The 19,918-nt window shown below is 61.2% G+C and carries 17 protein-coding genes; 8 read left to right on the plus strand and 9 right to left on the minus strand.

Annotation, left to right across the window (positions count from 1 at the left end):
• The first annotated feature begins 119 nt into the window (after nucleotides 1–119).
• On the plus strand, nucleotides 120–2,042 hold the full coding sequence (locus ACQRBV_RS10070) for an acetyl-CoA hydrolase/transferase C-terminal domain-containing protein (RefSeq protein ID WP_411984922.1): 1,923 nt from the start codon (nucleotides 120–122) through the stop codon (nucleotides 2,040–2,042).
• 147 nt (nucleotides 2,043–2,189) lie between these two features.
• On the opposite strand, the gene ACQRBV_RS10075 is transcribed toward ACQRBV_RS10070, so the two are convergent.
• The gene (locus ACQRBV_RS10075) at nucleotides 2,190–2,762 is read right to left on the minus strand and encodes a xanthine phosphoribosyltransferase (RefSeq protein ID WP_003195447.1); all 573 of its coding nucleotides are present in this window, start codon (nucleotides 2,760–2,762) and stop codon (nucleotides 2,190–2,192) included.
• A 58-nt stretch (nucleotides 2,763–2,820) separates the two neighbouring features.
• Complete coding sequence (gene rep, locus ACQRBV_RS10080) at nucleotides 2,821–4,830, minus strand: DNA helicase Rep (RefSeq protein WP_060753649.1); 2,010 nt, start codon at nucleotides 4,828–4,830, stop codon at nucleotides 2,821–2,823.
• A 256-nt stretch (nucleotides 4,831–5,086) separates the two neighbouring features.
• On the opposite strand from rep, the gene ACQRBV_RS10085 reads away from it, so the two are divergent.
• Nucleotides 5,087–6,751 (plus strand): putative bifunctional diguanylate cyclase/phosphodiesterase, encoded by a 1,665-nt coding sequence (locus ACQRBV_RS10085; protein WP_060753648.1) that lies wholly within the window; start codon nucleotides 5,087–5,089, stop codon nucleotides 6,749–6,751.
• Between the two features lie 13 nt (nucleotides 6,752–6,764).
• Here the strand turns inward: ACQRBV_RS10085 and ACQRBV_RS10090 are convergent, their stop codons facing one another.
• On the minus strand, nucleotides 6,765–8,168 hold the full coding sequence (locus ACQRBV_RS10090; RefSeq protein ID WP_411984923.1) for a NorM family multidrug efflux MATE transporter: 1,404 nt from the start codon (nucleotides 8,166–8,168) through the stop codon (nucleotides 6,765–6,767).
• A 151-nt stretch (nucleotides 8,169–8,319) separates the two neighbouring features.
• Here ACQRBV_RS10090 and ACQRBV_RS10095 point away from each other — a divergent pair, with 151 nt between their 5' ends.
• A complete protein-coding gene (locus tag ACQRBV_RS10095) occupies nucleotides 8,320–9,240 on the plus strand; it encodes a LysR substrate-binding domain-containing protein (RefSeq protein ID WP_060753646.1) in 921 nt (306 codons plus the stop codon).
• 166 nt (nucleotides 9,241–9,406) lie between these two features.
• Nucleotides 9,407–11,383, plus strand: a complete 1,977-nt coding sequence (locus ACQRBV_RS10100; RefSeq protein ID WP_104995012.1) for a methyl-accepting chemotaxis protein — start codon at nucleotides 9,407–9,409, stop codon at nucleotides 11,381–11,383.
• Between the two features lie 38 nt (nucleotides 11,384–11,421).
• Here ACQRBV_RS10100 and ACQRBV_RS10105 read toward each other — a convergent pair whose 3' ends face one another.
• The gene (locus tag ACQRBV_RS10105) at nucleotides 11,422–12,933 is read right to left on the minus strand and encodes a YifB family Mg chelatase-like AAA ATPase (RefSeq protein ID WP_411984924.1); all 1,512 of its coding nucleotides are present in this window, start codon (nucleotides 12,931–12,933) and stop codon (nucleotides 11,422–11,424) included.
• Nucleotides 12,934–13,097: 164 nt separating this feature from the next.
• Nucleotides 13,098–13,358 (minus strand): accessory factor UbiK family protein, encoded by a 261-nt coding sequence (locus ACQRBV_RS10110; protein ID WP_060753624.1) that lies wholly within the window; start codon nucleotides 13,356–13,358, stop codon nucleotides 13,098–13,100.
• A gap of 422 nt (nucleotides 13,359–13,780) precedes the next feature.
• Between ACQRBV_RS10110 and glnK the strand changes: the two genes are divergently transcribed.
• From glnK to sutA, 4 genes are all read left to right on the plus strand, one after another.
• Complete coding sequence (gene glnK / locus ACQRBV_RS10115; RefSeq protein ID WP_002555808.1) at nucleotides 13,781–14,119, plus strand: P-II family nitrogen regulator; 339 nt, start codon at nucleotides 13,781–13,783, stop codon at nucleotides 14,117–14,119.
• A gap of 36 nt (nucleotides 14,120–14,155) precedes the next feature.
• A complete protein-coding gene (locus ACQRBV_RS10120; protein ID WP_060753623.1) occupies nucleotides 14,156–15,496 on the plus strand; it encodes an ammonium transporter in 1,341 nt (446 codons plus the stop codon).
• Nucleotides 15,497–15,707: 211 nt separating this feature from the next.
• Nucleotides 15,708–16,133, plus strand: coding sequence for a secondary thiamine-phosphate synthase enzyme YjbQ (locus ACQRBV_RS10125; RefSeq protein WP_060753622.1), 426 nt, complete (start codon nucleotides 15,708–15,710; stop codon nucleotides 16,131–16,133).
• Between the two features lie 103 nt (nucleotides 16,134–16,236).
• Nucleotides 16,237–16,563 carry a transcriptional regulator SutA gene (gene sutA / locus ACQRBV_RS10130; protein WP_060753621.1) on the plus strand — a complete coding sequence of 109 codons (327 nt, stop codon included), beginning with the start codon at nucleotides 16,237–16,239 and terminating at the stop codon, nucleotides 16,561–16,563.
• 198 nt (nucleotides 16,564–16,761) lie between these two features.
• On the opposite strand, the gene ACQRBV_RS10135 is transcribed toward sutA, so the two are convergent.
• From ACQRBV_RS10135 to dapF, 4 genes are read right to left on the minus strand one after another with little or no spacing between them, the layout of a single operon-like run.
• Nucleotides 16,762–17,457 carry an HAD family hydrolase gene (locus tag ACQRBV_RS10135; protein ID WP_104995007.1) on the minus strand — a complete coding sequence of 232 codons (696 nt, stop codon included), beginning with the start codon at nucleotides 17,455–17,457 and terminating at the stop codon, nucleotides 16,762–16,764.
• Nucleotides 17,454–18,353 (minus strand): tyrosine recombinase XerC, encoded by a 900-nt coding sequence (gene xerC, locus ACQRBV_RS10140; RefSeq protein ID WP_060753619.1) that lies wholly within the window; start codon nucleotides 18,351–18,353, stop codon nucleotides 17,454–17,456. The genes ACQRBV_RS10135 and xerC overlap by 4 nt, the downstream gene beginning before the upstream one ends.
• Before the next feature lie 2 nt (nucleotides 18,354–18,355).
• Nucleotides 18,356–19,072, minus strand: a complete 717-nt coding sequence (locus tag ACQRBV_RS10145) for a DUF484 family protein (RefSeq protein WP_060753618.1) — start codon at nucleotides 19,070–19,072, stop codon at nucleotides 18,356–18,358.
• Between the two features lie 13 nt (nucleotides 19,073–19,085).
• On the minus strand, nucleotides 19,086–19,916 hold the full coding sequence (gene dapF, locus ACQRBV_RS10150; protein WP_090368005.1) for a diaminopimelate epimerase: 831 nt from the start codon (nucleotides 19,914–19,916) through the stop codon (nucleotides 19,086–19,088).
• Nucleotides 19,917–19,918: the final 2 nt, after the last annotated feature.

A 19,918-nucleotide genomic window follows, 5' to 3' on the forward strand; every position in this document is an offset into this window, starting at 1 on the left:
AAAAGCCGCTGACTAGCGGCTTTTTTGTGCCCGTTGTTTATGATTCGCAGCTGTTCATTGCAGCAAAGACCCGGCAAGCTCGGTCCAACCCCTAATCACGGAATGTTCAGGAGTGTCGGATGGTGCAGTTGTGTTCAATCGAGCAAGCAGTTGACGACGTGCTGGCGCGCTTGCCGGCGCATATCCACATGGGCATGCCGCTGGGGCTGGGCAAGCCCAACCTGTTCGCCAACGCGCTGTATCGACGTATCGCCAAGCTGCCGGAGCGATCGCTGACGATCTACACCGCACTGAGCCTGGGCCGTCCCACCCTGGGTGATGGTTTGCAGAAGCGCTTTCTCGAACCCTTTATCGATCGGGTATTCGGCGATTACCCGGAACTGGATTTTCTCGCCGACCTGCACAAGGACAGCTTGCCCAGCAATATCCGCGTACAACAGTTCTTCATGCAGCCTGGCAGCCTGCTCCACAGTGCGTCGGCCCAGCAGGACTACGTCAGCAGCAACTACAGCCATGCCGCTCGCGACATCAACTCAGCCGGCCTGAATCTGGTGGCGCAGTTGGTGGCCAGTAGCGCCGAACACCCTGACCGCCTGAGCCTGAGCTGCAACCCGGATATCACCCTTGACCTGTTGCCGCTGATCGCCAAGCGCCGCGAAGCGGGTGAGACCATCCTGATCGTCGGCCAGGTCCACAGCGATTTGCCTTACATGCCTGGCGATGCCGAGCTGGGCATGGACGCATTCGACTACCTGCTCGACGAAAAGGACAGCACCACGCTGTTCTCCACACCGAATATGCCGGTGGGTTTCCAGGATCATTTTATCGGCCTGCATGCCAGCACCTTGGTGCGCGATGGCGGCACCTTGCAGATCGGTATTGGTTCCATGGGCGATGCGCTGACCGCCGCTCTGCTGGCGCGTCAGGCGGATAACGAAGCTTACCGGCTACTGTTGACGGACCTGGATGTGTACCAGTGGGCACCGCTGATCAGCCGTGAAGGCGGCGTCGCGCCCTTTGCGCGGGGCCTCTATGGCTGCAGCGAAATGTTCGTCAATGGCCTGCTGGTGCTGGCCGATGCCGGCATTGTGCGGCGTAAGGTCTACCCCGATGTGGCGACCCAGGCGCAAGCCAACGCCGGCACCCTGGATGATGCAGCGCAGCCCGACGGCGTATCGATCCATGGCGGTTTCTTCCTCGGGCCACGCAGTTTTTACCAGCGCTTGCAGGAAATGACCCACGCCAAGCGTCTTGAATTCAACATGACCCGCATCAGCTACATCAACGAGCTGTATGGCCAGGAAGAACTCAAGCGTTTGCAGCGCCAGGATGCCCGCTTTATCAACAGCGCGATCATGGTGACGTTGCTCGGTGCGGGCGTGGCCGACCAGTTGGAAGACGGTCGCGTGCTCAGCGGCGTGGGAGGGCAGTACAACTTTGTCGCCCAAGGCCATGCGCTGGAAGGCGCGCGTTCGATCCTGATTCTGCGCAGTTGGCGCGAGTCGGCAGGGGAGGTCAGCTCCAATGTCGTCTGGGAGTATGGCCACTGCACTATCCCACGGCACCTGCGGGACATCGTCATCACCGAATACGGCATTGCCGACCTGCGTGGGCAGACGGACGCCAAGGTGATCGAGGCGCTGCTCAACATTACCGACTCCCGTTTCCAGGACGACTTGATCAAACAGGCACAGAAGGCCGGCAAGCTGCCCGAGGATTTCCAGCTGGACCCGCGTTTTACCGACAATACGCCGCAGCGGCTACAGGCGCTTCAGGCTCGGCATCGGCGGTTGTTTCTCGAGTATCCACTGGGCACTGATTTCACTGATGAAGAAAAAGATCTGTTGCGCGCATTGAACTGGCTCAAGAGCAAATTCAAGCTGACGGAGATTCTGGAGTTGGGCAAGGCTGCGCTGGATGCGCCGGAGCCGGGGGCGTTTCCTGAGCACCTCAAGCGGATGCGGTTGGATAAGCCCGAGGGGCTGAAGGAGGACCTGTATCAGCGCCTGCTACTGGCCGGCTTGCAGGCCACCGGGCACTGACAGCTAACCTGAATAAAATGTGGGAGGGGGCTTGCCCCCGATAGCGGTGCGCCAGTCAACGAATGTGTTAGCTGACTCACTGCCATCGGGAGCAAGCCCCCTCCCACATTTTGATCTGTATTCACCGGGTATTTGCTGTGCAGCAAATCACTCGATGAAGGTGACAACACCACCGGCCAGCGATTTAACCCGCGCCAGCGACTCAACCCGATAACCCTGCGCGTCCAGCTCCGCACGGCCACCCTGGAAGGATTTCTCGATCACGATGCCCAGGCCCGCGACGGTTGCGCCGGCTTGCTTGATGATCGAAATCAGCGCCTGCGATGCCTTGCCGTTGGCCAGGAAATCGTCGATGACCAACACGCGGTCGCTGCTGGTCAGGTGGCGCGGGGAAATGGCCACGGTGCTTTCGGTTTTCTTGGTGAAGGAGTACACCGTGGCCGACAGCAGGTTTTCAGTCAGGGTCAGGGACTGTTGTTTGCGGGCGAAGATCACCGGCACGCCGAGATTCAGACCGGTCATGATCGCTGGTGCGATGCCCGAAGCTTCGATGGTGACGATCTTGGTGATGCCCGAATCCTTGAACAGCGCGGCGAATTCGTCGCCGATCAGCTTCATCAGTGCCGGGTCGATCTGGTGGTTCAGAAAGGCGTCGACCTTGAGTACCTGATCGGAAAGCACGATGCCTTCTTCGCGAATTTTCTTGTGCAGTGCTTCCACGGAAAGCTTCCTCTGTTGACGCAGCGTGCGTCGAAAGTAGATTAAAAAGTAGTCGATTCTAGCGCTTTAACATCGCGCGTATATCTGCCAAGGCGGTGTTGCCGCGAACGGCCTTCACCTCGGTGGGGGTGTCGTCATTGCCTTCCCAGGCCAGATCATCCGGCGGGAGTTCGTCGAGGAACCGGCTGGGGGCACAATCGATGATTTCGCCATATTGCTTGCGCTTGGCAGCAAAGGTGAAGGCCAGGGTCTGGCGCGCGCGGGTAATACCCACGTAGGCCAGTCGCCGTTCTTCTTCAATGGTGTCGGCTTCGATACTGGAGCGGTGCGGGAGAATTTCCTCCTCCATGCCCATGATGAACACGTAGGGGAACTCCAGGCCCTTGGAGGCATGCAAGGTCATCATTTGCACACCTTCGGCGCCGTCTTCCTCTTCCTGCTGGCGTTCGAGCATGTCGCGCAGCACCAGCTTGCCGATGGCGTCCTCGACGGTCATCTCGCCGTCTTCGTCTTTTTCCAGGGTGTTCTTCAGCGCTTCGATCAGGAACCAGACGTTGCCCATGCGGTAATCCGCGGCCTTGTCGCTGGAGCTGTTGGTGCGTAGCCAGTTCTCATAGTCGATGTCCATGACCATGCTGCGCAGCGCGCTGATCGGATCTTCGCCGGCGCACTGCTCGCGCACCTTGTCCATGAAGCGCTTGAAGCGCGACAGGCGGTCGGTGAAGCGGGTATCCAGATGCTCGCCCAGGCCGATTTCATCGGTGGCCGCGTACATCGAGATCTTGCGTTCGGTGGCATAGTTGCCGAGCTTTTCCAGGGTGGTGGAACCGATTTCCCGACGTGGCACGTTGATTACGCGCAGGAAGGCGTTGTCGTCGTCCGGGTTCACGATCAACCGGAAGTAGGCCATCAGGTCCTTTACTTCCTGGCGTCCGAAGAAGCTGTTGCCGCCCGACAGGCGATACGGCACCTGGTGGTGCTGCAATTTCAGTTCGATCAGTTTGGCCTGGTAGTTGCCTCGGTACAGAATCGCGAAATCGCTGTAGGGCCGGTCGGTGCGCAGGTGCAGGCTGAGGATTTCCACGGCCACGCGCTCGGCTTCGGCGTCTTCGTTACGGCAGCGGATCACGCGGATCTCATCGCCATGCCCCATCTCACTCCACAGTTGCTTTTCGAACTCGTGGGGGTTGTTGGAGATCAGCACGTTGGCGCAGCGCAGGATACGGCTGGTGGAGCGGTAGTTCTGCTCCAGCATCACCACTTTCAGGGACGGGTAGTCCTCTTTGAGCAGCATCAGGTTTTCCGGGCGGGCGCCACGCCAGGCGTAGATCGACTGGTCGTCGTCGCCTACCACGGTGAACTGGTTGCGCTTGCCGATCAGCATTTTCACCAGCAGGTATTGGCTGGCGTTGGTGTCCTGGTATTCGTCCACCAGCAGGTAGCGCACTTTGTTCTGCCATTTTTCGAGGATATCGGCGTGTTCCTCGAACAACTTCACCGGCAGCAGGATCAGGTCGTCGAAGTCCACCGCGTTGAACGCCTTGAGCGTGCGTTGATAGTGGGTGTAGACGATGGCGGCGGTCTGTTCCTTGGGGTTGCGCGCATTTTCCAGGGCCTGGGCCGGCAGGATCAGGTCGTTTTTCCAGGCGCCGATCATGTTCTTGATCTCATCCACGCCGTCGTCGCCTGCGTATTCCTTCTGCATGATGTCGGTCATCAGCGACTTCACATCGGTTTCGTCGAATATCGAGAAACCTGGCTTGTAGCCCAGCCGCACATGCTCCTTGCGGATGATGTTCAGGCCCAGGTTGTGGAAGGTGCACACAGTCAGGCCACGGCCTTCGCCGCTCTTGAGCAGCGTGCCGACACGCTCTTTCATTTCGCGCGCCGCCTTGTTGGTAAAGGTCATGGCGACGATGTACTGGGCGCGGATGCCGCAGTTCTGGATCAGGTGCGCAATCTTGCGGGTGATCACGCTGGTCTTGCCGGAGCCGGCGCCGGCGAGCACCAATAGAGGGCCGCCGACGTAGTTCACGGCTTCTTGCTGCCGGGGATTGAGTCGGGACATACGGAATTCAGGGGGTCGTTGTTCAAAAGGGCGGGCATTTTAACAGGCTGGCAGGATTCTGCTCTCACAGAACGACGGTGTGACGTACCACTCGATCTAAATTTGCCGGTTTTGATACTTTGTCGCAGGATGTGGGAGCTTTTTGCAGCGGATGTGTGCAGCCTGTGCCTCTGATAAGCCTTATCATGGGTGATTCTCAGGCCGCACGTCATACTGCCCGCCGCCATTGAAATCTTGCAGAGTCTAGGGAGCTAGCTTGTCTACGCCTGTCGAACCCTTGCGTTTGCTGCTTCTGGCCGATCCGCCTGAGTGGGCAGCGTTGTTGCGCGAGTGCCTGGTGCCGATGGGCGATGGGGCTGTGCTGATCAGTGCGCCCAACTGGGACTCGGTGAGTCGTCTGTTCGATGACGACCACAGTGCCGTGCTATTGACCACGCCCAGCCTGCAACCCGGCCCTGGCCGTTGCAGCCTGCCGTGCGTCTTGCTGTTGGAGCAGGAACCACTGGTTTCGCCGCTGGGTGTCAGCGACTGGCTGGTGCGCAGTGTATTGGATGCCGATACGTTGCGCCGCTGCCTGCGCCATGTCCGTGAGCGCGGTGTGTTGGAGAACACCTTGCAGCGCCTGGCCGAACAGGATCCGCTCACCGGTATTGCCAACCGCCAGGGTTTCCAGACCCTGCTGGCCGCACGACTGGCGGAAAACGAAGGGCGAGGCCTGGCGCTCGGCCATCTGGACCTCGATAACTTCCGTCATGCCAACGATGCCCTGGGCCACCAGGCCGGCGACCGGTTGATCCTGCAAGTGGTCTCACGGCTCAAGAGCCAGCTTGAAGCCGGGGACCAGTTGGCGCGCCTGGGCAGTGATGAGTTCGCCCTGCTGATCGATACCCGGCGTGCGCCCCAGCGTGCCGAATGGATGGCCGAGCGCATCACCGAAGTGATGGCCGAGCCGTACTGGGTCGACGGCGAAAGCTTGTTGATCGGTTGCAGCCTCGGTGTGGCGCATGCCCGCGCACGCGCCGGTGCCGACCCGTTGATGTGGCACGCCCATATCGCCATGCAGCAGGCCAAGAGCACCCAGGGCTGTACCTTTCATATCTTCAACGAACGCATCAACCGTAACGCCCGCAGCCTGGCCGACCTGGAAAGCGAGCTGCGCCGCGCGTTGCGCCGTGACGAGCTGGAATTGCATTACCAGCCGCGCCTGGACCTGGACGACGGGCATATCGTTGGCCTGGAAGCCCTGGTGCGCTGGCGCCATGGTGAACGGGGCCTGTTGCCGCCCAGTGAGTTCGTACCCCTGGCCGAACAGAGCGGTTTGATCGTGCCGCTGGGTTATTGGGTGATCTCTCGAGCCTTGCGCGACATGCAAGACCTGCGCGAGCGCGATCTGCCGCGGCTGCACATGGCCGTCAACCTGTCGTTTCGCCAGTTCCAGGACAGCCAGTTGCTCTCCACTCTCAGTCGGTTGATCGCCGAGCGTGGTGTGGAGGCCAAGTGGCTGGAGTTCGAGTTGACCGAGACCGCCGTGATGCGTCGCAGCGATCTGGTCAAGCAGACCATGGATGCCTTGGGGCGCCTCGGTGTGCGGTTCTCCCTGGATGACTTCGGCACCGGTTTCTCATCGTTCGTGCACCTCAACAGCTTGCCGATTGCCTTGTTGAAGATCGACAAGAGTTTCGTTGGGGGCATGGAAGAGCGCGAAGAGAACCGCAAATTAGTCCACGCGATGATCAACCTGGCCCACAACCTCAACCTCGAAGTGGTGGCCGAAGGCGTGGAAACCCCTGAGCAGCTGGCGTTGTTGCGTCTGTTTGGCTGCGACCAGGCCCAGGGTTACCTGATCAGCAAGCCGCTGCCCTTGCCGGAGCTGGTGGAGTACCTGACGTTCGGCAAGAGCCAGGAGGCGCTGTTGGGCTAGTGGCTTGCAGACCCTAGTCCGGCAGCATGGCCTGAAATTCAGTGCGAATTTCAGGCTCCTGGCGAATCATCCGCTTCATCTTCGCTTCAAACGCCCAGGTCAGGGCGATGGCCGCGCACGCCAACCCCAGCGCCAGGCCCCACCACACCCCGGTCGGTCCCCAGCCCAGGGTAAAGGCCATCAACCACGCCGAGGGTGCGCCGATCAGCCAATAGCAACCCAAGCCCACCAGAAAAGTGGTCTTGGCGTCCTTCAGTCCGCGGATGCAGCCCATGGCGATGGTCTGCACGCCGTCGAACAGCTCAAACCAGGCGGCCACGGCCAGCAGGCTGACGGCCAGGACGATGACATCGTGGAAGGCGGGGTCGTCATGGTCCAGGAAAAGTCCGATCAGCGGGTCGGAAAACAACAAGAGTACTGCCGCAAACCCTAGCATTATCATCGCGCCAAAGCCGATGCCGACTCGCCCGGCCAAGCGCGCCTGCAGCAGCTGCCCGGCACCGTAATGCTGGCCGATGCGCATGGTTACCGCGTATGACATGCCCGCCGGCACCATGAACGCGACCGAAACAATTTGCAGCGCGATCTGGTGCGCCGCCAGCTGCGTGCTGCCCATGGTGCCCATGCACAACGCCGCGAAGGCGAACAGCCCGACTTCCACCGCATAGGTGCCACCAATCGGCAGGCCCAGGCGCCACAGCTCGCGCAGGTATTGGGTGTTGAGGCGTAGCAGGCCCGAACCCAGCGGGTAGGCCGCGTAGGCCCGGTTGCTGCGGATGTACCACATCAGTGCCAGGGCCATGCTGGTGGCTACGATGGCCGTCACCAGGCCGATGCCCATCAAGCCCAGTTTCGGCAGGCCGAACATGCCTTCGATCAACGCATGGTTGAGCAGGTAGTTGAGCACGGTGCCGCACAGGCTGATCACCATGACCGGCGTCGCCTTGCCGATGGCGCTGGTAAAGCCGCGCAGGGCCATGAAGCTCAGGTAGCCGGGCAGGGCGAACGGCAGGATCGTCAGGAATTGCCCTGCCGCGTGCACGTTGGATTCGGTTTGGCCGAACATCAATAGTACTGGCTTGAGGTTCCACAGCAGCAGCGCCGCCGCCAGGGCCATCAGCCAGGCGAGCCACAGCCCGGCCTGGGTCAGGCGGGTGGCGCCTTCGATATCGCCCGCGCCGTGACGAATGGCAACCAGGGTGCCCACGGCGGCAATCACGCCAATGCAGAAAATCGCCACGAATGAGTAACTCGCCGCACCCAGGCCACCACCGGCCAGGGCTTCGGGGCTCAGGCGGGCCATCATCAGGGTGTCGGTCAGCACCATCAGCATGTGGGCCAACTGTGAGGCAATCAACGGCCCCGACAGCCGCAGAATGGCCCAGAGTTCGCTACGCGCCGAATGTTGCATGATCATCACGCTCGAAAAGTCAGAGAGTTGGGGAAGGGTTGATTCTCGACGCTCTGGGTTCAATGCACAAAACGATAAATGCGATCATCAGCATGATTAAAACTCATGTCTGAGGGATTCTGGTAGGGTTTGGGGATTGCCCCGTAGGAGCTTCTCAATGTCTCGTCGTATGCCTGCGCTTTATGCCTTGCGCGCCTTTGAAGCCGCTTCCCGGCATAACTCCTTCACCCGTGCGGCGCAGGAGCTGTCGATTACCCAGAGTGCAGTGAGCCGGCACATTCGCACGCTGGAGGAGCATTTTGCCTGTCGCCTGTTCCAGCGCAGCGGTCGGACCTTGCAGCTCACTGAAGCCGCGCGCCTGTTGTTGCCCGGCGTGCGCGAAGGTTTCGCTGCCCTGGAGCGGGCCTGCGAGACCTTGAACGCCGAAGATGACATTGTGCGCATGAAGGCACCGCCCACGTTGACCATGCGTTGGCTGCTGGCGCGGCTCAGTCGCTTCCGGGCCCTGCAGCCGGGCAATGAGGTGCAACTGACCAGCGCGTGGATGAGCGTGGATGAGGTCGACTTCAACCAGGAGCCCTTCGACTGCGCGGTGCTGCTCAGCTACGGGCATTTTCCGGCGGATCTGGAGGCCGTTTACCTGTTCCCCGAGTTGCTGGTTCCAGTGGGGGCGCCGAACCTGCTGGAGGATGGGCCTTGGGACGTCGCGCGCCTGGCCGGCGCCGAACTGTTGCATCCCACGCCCGACCGCCGCGATTGGCGCAACTGGCTGGAGCGCATGGGGCTGTCATCCCAGGTGTCGCTCAAGGGCGGGCAGGTGTTCGACACCCTTGAGTTGGGCATGATCGCTGCCGCGAGAGGTTACGGGGTCTCCATGGGCGATCTGTTGATGGTGGCCGAGGATGTGGCCCAGGGGCGCTTGAGCTTGCCCTGGCCGACAGCGGTGGCCAGTGGGGAAAATTACTACCTGGTATGGCCGAAAACCCGCCCCGGTGGTGAGCGCTTGCGGCGGTTGGCGGAGTTTCTTCAAGGGGAGGTCCGTGCGATGGAATTGCCACAGGTTGAGCGCCTGGATTGAGCGTAGATTGCAATCGTTTGCGCGATACCTCTGCACAGCACTCAAGTATTGCCCGCACCCGCCGAAGAAGGGGTGTGGAACCATCGTGCACCCTTGCTACCCACTAGATAATTTGCCGAGCAACGCTATGAGATCAGGATGATCCTGGCCTCGGCCAGGAGCTGTCATGTCTCAACCTCGCGCTCGGATCGCCTCCCAATTAGGTCTCGCCTTGGCCGTGATTCTGGCTGTCGCCATCAGCGGCAGTACGGTTTTCGCCCTGCGTTCCCTCGACTCCGCCAACCTCGACACCCGCGAGGAACACCTGGCCAGCGAGGCACGCCTGCTCGCCGATCAACTCAATACCTTCCACGGCACCTTGCGCGAAAGTACCCAGCGTTTGAGCGGGCTGTTTGAAAAGCGCTTCGGCGCCGGGTTGAGCGTGCGGGCGGACCAGCCGGTTAGCGTGGCCGGTGTGCAAACGCCGAGCTTGTACCTGGGCGATGTGGTGTTGAACAACAACTTCGGGGAAGTGGACGCTTTCAAGCAAATGTCCGGCGGTGTGGCGACGGTATTCGTACGCAGCGGTGAAGACTTTGTCCGCGTCAGCACCTCCTTGACCAAGCAGGACGGCAACCGCGCCATCGGCACCGTGCTCGATCACCAGCACCCGGCGTACCAGCGCCTGCTGGCTGGGCAGGGTTATGTCGGCCGTGCGGTGTTGTTCGACCGGGCCTATATGACCCAGTACACCCCGGTGCGTGACGCTGGCGGCAAAGTGATCGCCGTGTTGTTCATCGGTTTTGACTACACCGATGAGCAGAAGGCCCAGTTCGACAATCTCAAGCGTTTCCGTATCGGCCAGACCGGTTCCCTGGCCTTGCTCGATGAACAGAAACACTGGCTGGTACCACCCGCTGGCGTGCAGGCACCGGACCAGGCCATCCCAGTGATGCTCGAACTGGCGAAAGCGCCGGGCGAAGGGCAATTCTGGAGTGACAAGAACGAAGACTTCTATAGCGTCGCGGTGCCCTTTGAGGGCGGCCCGTGGTCGGTTGTGGCGAGCATGCCGAAGTCCGAGATTCGCTCGGTGACCTGGGCGGTGGGGATCCGCCTGGTGATCGGCAGCGTGTTGGCGATGTTGCTGGCGGTGGGCGCAGTGGTGTGGTTGCTGCGCCGCAAACTGCAGCCCCTGAGTGACCTGGTGCGCCAGGCCGAAGCCCTGGGTGCCGGCGATTTGAGCGCACGCTTGAACGTGTCCAGCCATGATGAAATCGGCCAGTTGGCGCGCGCCTTCAACCAGATGGGCGAAGCGCTGTCGACCATGGTGTCGCACATCCGCAAGGCAGCCGAAGAGGTCAATAGTCGGGCGCAGGCATTGTCCGGTCTGTCCGGCGGCGCGTATGAAGGCATGGAGCAACAGTCCGGCGAGATCACCAGCATGGCCGGTGCGGTGGAAGAATTCAGCGCCACGTCGTTGAACATTGCCGACAACATGGGCAATACCGAACGCCTGGCCCAGGAAAACGCCCAGCAAACCCGCATCGGCCGTACCTCGATGCAAGAGGCGTCGTCGTCCCTGGAACACATCGCCGCTGCGTTGAACAGCACGGCTACGGTGATCAACACCTTGGGCCAGCGTTCCCAGGAAATCGGCGGGATTGTGGGGGTGATCACCTCGATCGCCGAACAGACCAACCTGCTGGCGCTCAACGCCGCGATCGAGGCCGCCCGTGCCGGTGAGCAGGGGCGTGGCTTTGCCGTGGTTGCTGACGAAGTGCGCAACTTGGCGTCGCGTACCCGCCAAGCCACTGACGAAATTTCCGGGATGATCCAGAGCATCCAACAGGAAACCGGCAACGCCATCAGCACCATGGAACACGGCAATGTGCTGATGCAGGAAGGCTTGTCGCGTAACGCCGACGTGGCCTCGGCCCTGGCACGTATCGACGAACAAAGCCGCTCGGCCGGGCAGCAGTTCGCGGCGATCACCACGGCGACCCAGGAGCAGAGCAGCACCGCAAATGTGCTCAGCAGCAATCTGCAGAGCATTGCGTTGGCCAACAGCGAGCAGCGTGAAGTGGTGTCGAACCTGGCGATTACCGCCAAGGAGCTGGAAACCCTGGCGGCGGGCTTGCGTCATGAAGTGGATCGGTTTCGTTGATCGTCTTGGCCTGAGTGGCGGCGCTGGCTTCGAACGGTTCATCGTTGATCGGCCGGGCTGGACGCCGCAGGCCGGTACTGCAGCGCTTCGGCAATGTGGTCTCGACCTATTTTGGTCGAGCACTCCAGATCTGCGAGAGTGCGCGCAACTTTCAGCAGCCGGTGGGCTGCTCGAAGGGATAGGGTGAGCCGCTCGCACGCACTCTCCAGCCAGGCCTCATCCGGTTTGGACAGCGTGCAATGCTGGCGTAACCCCGGTAGATCGAGAAACGCATTGGCGCAGCCCTGACGCGTTTGCTGGCGCTCGCGAGCCTCGGCCACGCGTGCTGAAGCCTTCTGCGTGTTATCGCCAGGCTGCGGCGTCGGATTAAGTGCGGTTGTTTCCCGGGCGACGGTCAGGTGCAGGTCGATGCGATCCAGCAATGGCCCCGAGAGTTTGTTGCGGTAGCGCTGGACCTGCTCCGGTGTACAGCGGCAGCGTCCACTGGGTTCGCCCATGTAGCCGCAAGGGCAGGGGTTCATGGCGGCGACCAACTGGAAGCGGGCCGGGAAACTGACGCGATCACGGGCGCGGGAGATGACGATATGCCCTGATTCCAGGGGTTCGCGCAGCACCTCAAGTACCTTGCGATCAAACTCTGGCAACTCATCCAGAAACAACACGCCGTGATGGGCCAGGGTAATTTCGCCCGGCTGTGGTTTTGAACCGCCGCCTACCAGCGCCGGCCCGGAAGCCGAGTGGTGCGGCTGGCGAAAGGGCCGGTGCGGCCAATGGCTCAGCGGCGCCTCGCTGACCACCGATTGAATCGCCGCGACTTCCAACGCTTCCTGCTCACTCAACGGTGGCAATAACCCGGGCAGCCGGCTGGCGAGCAAGGTCTTGCCGGTGCCGGGCGGCCCGCTGAGCAGCAGGTTATGCGCGCCCGCAGCGGCAATCAGCAGCGCGCGCTTGGCTGCAAGCTGACCCTGTACTTCGCTCAGGTCCGGGTAAGGTTTGTTCAGGCACAGCAAACCGTCGGACTTGTAAGGCTCGATCGGTACGTGCCCGTTCAAGTGCGCCACCACCTGCAACAGGTGATCCACCGCAATCACCTTCAACCCCGACGCCAGGCAGGCCTCTTCGGCATTCGCCCGAGGCACTATTACAGTGCGCCCGGCCTTGCGCGCTGCCAGCGCCGCCGGCAGCACCCCTTTGACTGCCCGTACCTCGCCGGACAGTGCCAACTCTCCCAGGCATTCCACATCATCGAGCATCAATGCCGGCACCTGCACACTGGCCGCCAGGATCCCCAAGGCAATCGCCAGATCAAAACGCCCGCCGTCCTTGGGCAGGTCGGCGGGCGCGAGGTTGAGGGTGATGCGGCGGGACGGGTATTGCAGTGCGCAGTTGAGGATCGCACTGCGCACGCGGTCCTTGCTTTCCTTCACAGCCGTTTCCGGCAGACCCACCAATGTGAGCGAAGGCAGACCATTGGCCATGTGCACTTCGACGGTCACTGCGGGGGCTTCGACGCCAACCTGGGCGCGGCTGTGGACGATGGCGAGGGACATGCGCGTTCCTTGAAAAGGGTGCCGCTTCTTGCGGTTTTTCAAGGGTAGACGAGGCGGGGAAGAGCGAAGCGGGGGAGGTTTTACAGAACGTATCCGGCGCAGGCAGCAGCGCTTTATGTGGGCTCTGCCGGGCTAACGCTCGACAGCGCCCACACTGACCGTGCTCATTCGGCGGGTGGCGTCAGCCTGGCTTCCAGTTCCGCCACCTTCGCCTCCAGGCTCTCGAGTCGCGCTCGCGTGCGGGCAAGCACGACCATCTGGCTGTCAAATTCTTCCCGGCTCACCAGGTCGAGCTTGCTGAAGCCGCTTTGCAACAGCGCCTTGAATTGGCTTTCGATTTCAGTGCGAGGCAGCGGGGTTTCGCCGCTGAACAAGCGAGAGGCGTGGCCGCTGAGGGCGTCGAGGAAGTCTTTGGGCGCGAGCATGGGAAATATTCCGGAAAACTGTTGGGCGCCAGTGTATCACGCAGCGTCTATAGTCTTTTTCACGGCCGCGAGCGCACGCTTTTCGCGCAGGAGGTCTGGCGGTGGCGCACTGTTTTTGTGCGCATTGGCGTCGTCAAAACGCCCCGCGGGTGGGCACAAGTGGGCAATGGACTGATTTCAATGATTTTTACGGAGCTGGCAAGGTTTCTGCTTAGACGATCATGACCCATGCACTGATGCAGTCGCTGTGACGAATGCAGTGCGCCGACGGATCAGGGGTACAGGTTTCGTCACCAGTGGTTCGCTGGCGTCGCCACGGTAATTGTCGAGGCGACGATGCGTTACAAAGCCAGGCACTGCGCTTAGACTTGAGACGGGTTTGTTTTCCTGGGGCAAGTCCACCAATTCGGGAGAGAGTTTTCATGAAGCTAGTCACTGCCATCATCAAGCCGTTCAAGTTGGACGATGTACGCGAGTCACTGTCCGAGATCGGCGTGCAGGGCATTACCGTTACTGAGGTCAAAGGCTTCGGTCGGCAGAAGGGTCATACCGAGCTGTACCGCGGCGCGGAATACGTGGTCGATTTCCTGCCGAAGGTGAAGATTGATGTCGCCATTGACGACAAGGATCTTGACCGGGTTATCGAGGCGATAACCAAGGCGGCCAACACCGGCAAGATCGGTGACGGCAAGATCTTCGTGGTCAATCTGGAACAGGCTATTCGCATCCGTACCGGCGAAACCGATACCGACGCAATCTAAGCCGCCAAACCCCTTAACGCCCCAGGAGAAAACAATATGACTCTGCGTAAATTCGCAGGGCTAGGAGCCCTGTTGTCCCTCGTAATGCCTGCCCTGGCATTGGCGGCGGACCCAGCACCTGCTCCAGTCCTCAATTCCGGCGACACGGCATGGATGCTCACCTCCACCGCGCTGGTGCTGTTCATGACCATTCCGGGTCTGGCGCTGTTTTACGGCGGCATGGTGCGCTCCAAAAACATTCTTTCCGTGATGATGCAGTGCTTCGCCATCACTGGCCTGATCACCATCCTGTGGTTTGTCTACGGCTACAGCATGGCGTTCGATACCACCGGTATGGAAGCGGGCGTCGTCAACTTCAACTCCTTCGTGGGCGGCCTGTCCAAGTTGTTCCTGTCGGGCGTGACCCCAGCGAGCATCACGGGCCCTGCGGCGCTGTTTCCCGAGGCGGTGTTCGTCACCTTCCAGATGACTTTCGCCATCATTACTCCTGCGCTGATCGTCGGTGCTTTTGCCGAGCGTATGAAGTTCTCCGCGATGCTGATCTTCATGGGCGTCTGGTTCACCCTGGTCTACGCACCGATTGCCCACATGGTATGGGGCGGTCCGGGTTCGTTGCTGGGCGACTGGGGCGTGCTGGACTTCGCCGGTGGCACCGTGGTGCACATCAACGCGGGTGTGGCTGGCCTGGTGGCGTGCCTGGTACTCGGCAAGCGTAAAGGCTTCCCGACCACCCCGATGGCACCGCACAACCTGGGTTACACCCTGGTCGGCGCGGCCATGCTGTGGGTGGGTTGGTTCGGCTTCAACGCCGGCTCCGCGGCGGCTGCCAACGGTACTGCCGGTATGGCAATGCTGGTGACCCAGATCGCTACCGCCGCTGCGGCACTGGGCTGGATGTTCGCCGAGTGGGTCACCCACGGTAAGCCGAGCGCACTGGGCATCGCCTCGGGCGTGGTGGCTGGCCTGGTGGCAATCACTCCAGCCGCCGGCACCGTGGGCCCGATGGGCGCCTTGGTGATCGGCCTGGCTGCCGGCGTAGTGTGTTTCTTCTGCGCCACTACCTTGAAACGCAAGCTGGGTTACGACGACTCCCTGGATGCCTTCGGCGTTCACGGTATCGGCGGTATCCTGGGTGCGATCCTGACTGGTGTGTTCGCGGCGCCTTCGCTGGGCGGCTTCAACGCAGCCACCACTGATATCGCGGCGCAAGTCTGGATTCAGTGCAAAGGCGTCGGCTTCACCGTGATCTACACGGCCATCGTGACCTTCATCATCCTCAAGGTGCTGGATGTGGTGATGGGCCTGCGGGTTACCGACGAAGAAGAAGCGGTCGGCCTCGATCTGGCGCAACACAACGAACGCGGTTACAACTTGTAAATCCGCGAAAAAAAGATGCCCGGCTTGCCGGGCATTTTTTTGTCTGGCGTTTGTCAGTTCCAAAAGGCTGTAACGGTTTTTGTGCGGACTTTGTGATGCGGCGCACACGGCACTTTTTACCGTGCGAATGTCTTACAGGCATGTAGGCGTATTCGGCACTTTGTTTTTTTCCAGAGCACGCTAGAATGCGCGCCGATAGGCGGAGAACTGTATGTGGCAACAGACCCTGATTACTCTGCGGGCCAAGCCCCGGGGTTTTCACCTGGTAACCGATGAGTTGCTCGCCGGCTTGCCTGAATTGAAGGCATGTCGCGTGGGCCTGTTGCATCTGTGGCTGCAGCACACCTCGGCCTCGTTGACGGTCAACGAGAACGCCGATCCGGCGGTTCGCCGTGACTTCGAACGTTATTTCAACTCACTGGTGCCGCAGGGCCGTGCGGGGTTTGAACACAACGACGAGGGTCCGGATGATCTGCCGGCGCACTTCAAGGCCAGTCTCCTGGGCTGCCAGCTGAGTCTGCCGGTCAAGGCCGGCCGCTTGGCGATGGGGACCTGGCAAGGTGTTTATCTGGGCGAGCACCGTGATCATGGCGGTGCTCGTAAAGTCCTCGCCACCTTGCACGGTGATGAGGCATAAGCCACTGGTTATCCGGTGGATGTTGATTTTTTTCCGGCGACCTTCGACAGAAGGCGAAGCTGGGCTATAACTAATCTGCTTTTCGCAAGTCATGAGGTAGAACATGAGCGACGATGATCTGGAAAACGACGACCTCGAAGTGGGTGACGACGACGACACCGAAGAAGGTCTTGAAGCCGCGGCGGAAGACGTTGCTGAAGACGACGGTGGCGATGATGTACCTGTTCCTGCGGCCAAAGGCAAAGCCAAGGCTGCGGTTTCGGTAGACGAACTGCCGAGTGTTGAAGCCAAGAACAAAGAGCGCGACGCGCTGGCCCGTGCGATGGAAGAGTTCCTCGCCAAAGGTGGCAAAGTGCAGGAAGTCGAGGCTAACGTGGTGGCAGACCCACCGAAGAAGCCGGATAACAAGTACGGCAGCCGACCTATCTGAGGTCAGTCACCTGCTTGTAAGAAAAAGCCCGCCGTCGCTGCGGGCTTTTTCATGCCCTGGTCATTGTAGTGAGCGGGCTTGCCCCGCACTGGGGGGCAAAGCCGCCCTAAACCCAGGCGCCTCGGTCTTTCTGAAATACCGCGATGTCCTTGTTGGGGCGGCTTCGCCCCCCAGCGCGGGTGTAGAACCGTAGACAGGTCATTGCCAGCTGGCGAGCAGTCGCGGTAACTCGGTCAGGCTGCGAATCTCCGCGTCCGGACGCTTGTCCGCTTCCCACGCCTTGCCCGTCGGGTTGAACCACACCGCCCGAAGGCCCGCCTGTTGCGCCCCAGCGATGTCATCCCCCGGATGATCGCCAATATGCACCGCCTGGTCGGCATCCACGCCACCCCGCTGCAATGCCTCTTGAAACAGTCGCGCATCCGGCTTGGCAATGCCGATATCTTCAGCGCGCAGGGCGAAGTGAAAGTAGTCCGCCAGCCCCACACGTTGCACATCGGCATTGCCATTGGTGATCACCCCCAGCAGGAAGTGCTGGCGCAAGGCTTGAAGCATAGGCTCGGCCTCGGGAAAAGGGGTGAGCTGATGACGCGCATGGATGAATGCTTCGAAGCATATGTCCGCCATCTGTGCGGCTTCAGGCGGTGGATAGCCGGCCTCTTCAAATGCGTGCAGCAGTATCCGGTGACGCAGGATGCTGATGCGGTGCTTCAACTCGGGATGGCGCTCCAGCACTTGCTGGCGCAGGCTGGCGAAATGCTCAAGCGGCAGGTCGCCGACCTTGGCGGCATGGGTCGCCAGCCATTCGCGCATCGACGCTTCGGCACTGATAATGACGGGGACGTTGTCCCACAGGGTGTCGTCCAGGTCGAAAGTGATCAGCTTGATACTCATGAGTCGCCGCCCTTGATGCGTTTGGCCCGAGGATGGGCGCTGTCGTATACCGTTGCCAGGTGTTGGAAATCGAGGTGGGTGTAGATCTGCGTAGTCTTGATATCGGAGTGGCCGAGCAGCTCCTGTACCGCACGCAGGTCCTGGGAGGATTCGAGCAGATGGCTGGCAAAGGAGTGGCGCAGCATGTGTGGATGCAGGTTCTGCCCCAATTCTCGCTCTCCGGCCGCCTTGACCCGCAGTTGGATTGCCCGTGGTCCGAGGCGCCGGCCCTGTTGGCTGATAAACACAGCATCGTCCACCGGGTTGGCCAGGGCGCGCAGCGGCAGCCACAGTTGCAACGCTTCCCGGGCTTTGCGGCCCACCGGCAGCACGCGGGTCTTGCTGCCCTTGCCGAGCACTTGCACCAGGCCGTCGGCCAGGTCCAGTTGGTCAAGGTTCAGGCCGGTCAGTTCCGATAGCCGCAGGCCAGAGGAGTAGAACAGCTCAAGGATCGCCTGGTCGCGATGGGCGAGGAAGTCGTCTTCAACGGCGCCATCGAGCAATTGCAGGGCGCGATCGGTATCCAGCGTCTTCGGCAGGCGTCGTTCGCCCTTCGGCGGAGAGAGGCCATTGGCCGGGTCGTGGTCGCACAGACCCTCGCGGTTCAGAAAGTGATACAGGCCACGCACCGCTGATAGCAGGCGTGACAGGCTGCGCGAAGATTGGCCGGCCTGGTGCAGGCGGGCGATCAGGCTGCGCAGGCTCTGGATATCCAGGGCTTTCCAGCTGGTGATCTGCTGTTTTTTACAGTGTGCCAGGACCTTGTCCAGGTCCCGCCGATAGGCTTGCAGGGTATGGGGCGACACCTGGCGCTCGTTGCGCAGGTGAGCGCAATAAGCGTCCAGTTGCCGTTCCATGGCTAGCGCACCGCGCGCAAGGTGCTGGTGAAGCGCGGTAATACGCGGCCAAGCACTTCGGCGATGTAGGTCAGGAACAACGTGCCCACCGAGCTCTTGTAGTGCGCAGGATCCCGACTGGCGATGGCCAATACGCCATGCAGGCCCTGGTGGCTGAGGGCGACCACGGCGGTGGAGCCGATCTGCTTGCGTTGTTCGGCACCAAACAGGAAGTCCAGCTCGTGTTCGCGCAAGGTGCCGCTGATGGTCTTGCCTTCGGACAGCAGGCCACCGATAGCGGTCTGTGCCTCGCCACCGCTGACCCAGCGACCCACCGGCATCGGGTTATCGCTGAACAGGATCAGGCTGACAAACGGGACCTGGAAGTCCTGGCGCAGGCTGTCTTCCACGGCGATCACCGTCTCTTCCAGGCTGTTGGCGTCCATCAGGGTCAGGATCAGGCGGCGTGTCTTGTCGAACAGGCGGTCATTGTCGCGGGCCACGTCCATCAGATGGGAGAGCCGATGGCGCATTTCGATATTGCGCTCGCGCAGGATGTTCATCTGGCGCTCAACCAGCGAAACGGTGTCGCCGCGCCGGTGAGGGATGCGCAGCGCCGGCAGCAGTTCTTCGTGATCGACGAAAAAGTCCGGATGAGCCTCAAGGTACGCCGCGACGGCAGCGGCCTCCAGACTGTCGGTTGGGGATGCTTGTGCGGGTACTTGAGGCTTATCGGTCATTGGTTTGGCTCACTCATAGACGGACCTGTCCTTCGTATACGCGCGAGGCCGGCCCGGTCATCATCACCGGGTGGCCAGGGCCTGCCCATTCGATGGACAAGCGTCCGCCGGGCAGGTCGATCAGCAACGGCGAATCCATCCACCCCTGGCTGATCGCGGCCACGGCAGCGGCGCAAGCACCGGTACCGCAAGCCTGAGTTTCGCCGGCGCCGCGTTCCCATACACGCAATTGCGCGCGGGAACGGTCGATCACCTGCAGGAAGCCCACATTGACCCGTGCCGGAAAGCGCGGGTGATGTTCGATTTTCGGCCCCAATTCATGCACAGGAGCGTTGTTGATGTCATTGACCCGCAGCACGGCATGCGGGTTGCCCATGGAGACGGCAGCGATGTCGACGTTCTTGCCGTCAACCTCCAGCGCGTAGCTTGCGGCCTGCTCGGTAGCCTGGAACGGAATGTCTGCCGGCACCAGGCGGGGCTCGCCCATGTTGACGCTGATCTGGCCGTCGTTGCGGACATCCAGTTCAATCACGCCGCCCTTGGTCTCGACGCGAATCTGGCGTTTGGCGGTCAGGCGCTTGTCCAGCACGAAGCGCGCAAAGCAACGTGCACCGTTGCCGCACTGTTCCACTTCGGAACCGTCGGAGTTGAAGATCCGATAACGGAAATCCACCTCCGGGTTGCTCGGCGCCTCGACGATCAGCAGCTGGTCGAAGCCAATGCCGGTGTGACGGTCGCCCCACTGTTTGGCGTGTTTGGGCTGGATGTGCGCGTGCTGGCTGACCAGGTCGAGGACCATGAAGTCATTGCCCAGCCCGTGCATCTTGGTAAAACGCAGCAGCATGG

This window comes from Pseudomonas sp. R11F, assembly GCF_050312575.1.
GTDB classification, from domain to species: domain Bacteria; phylum Pseudomonadota; class Gammaproteobacteria; order Pseudomonadales; family Pseudomonadaceae; genus Aquipseudomonas; species Aquipseudomonas palleroniana.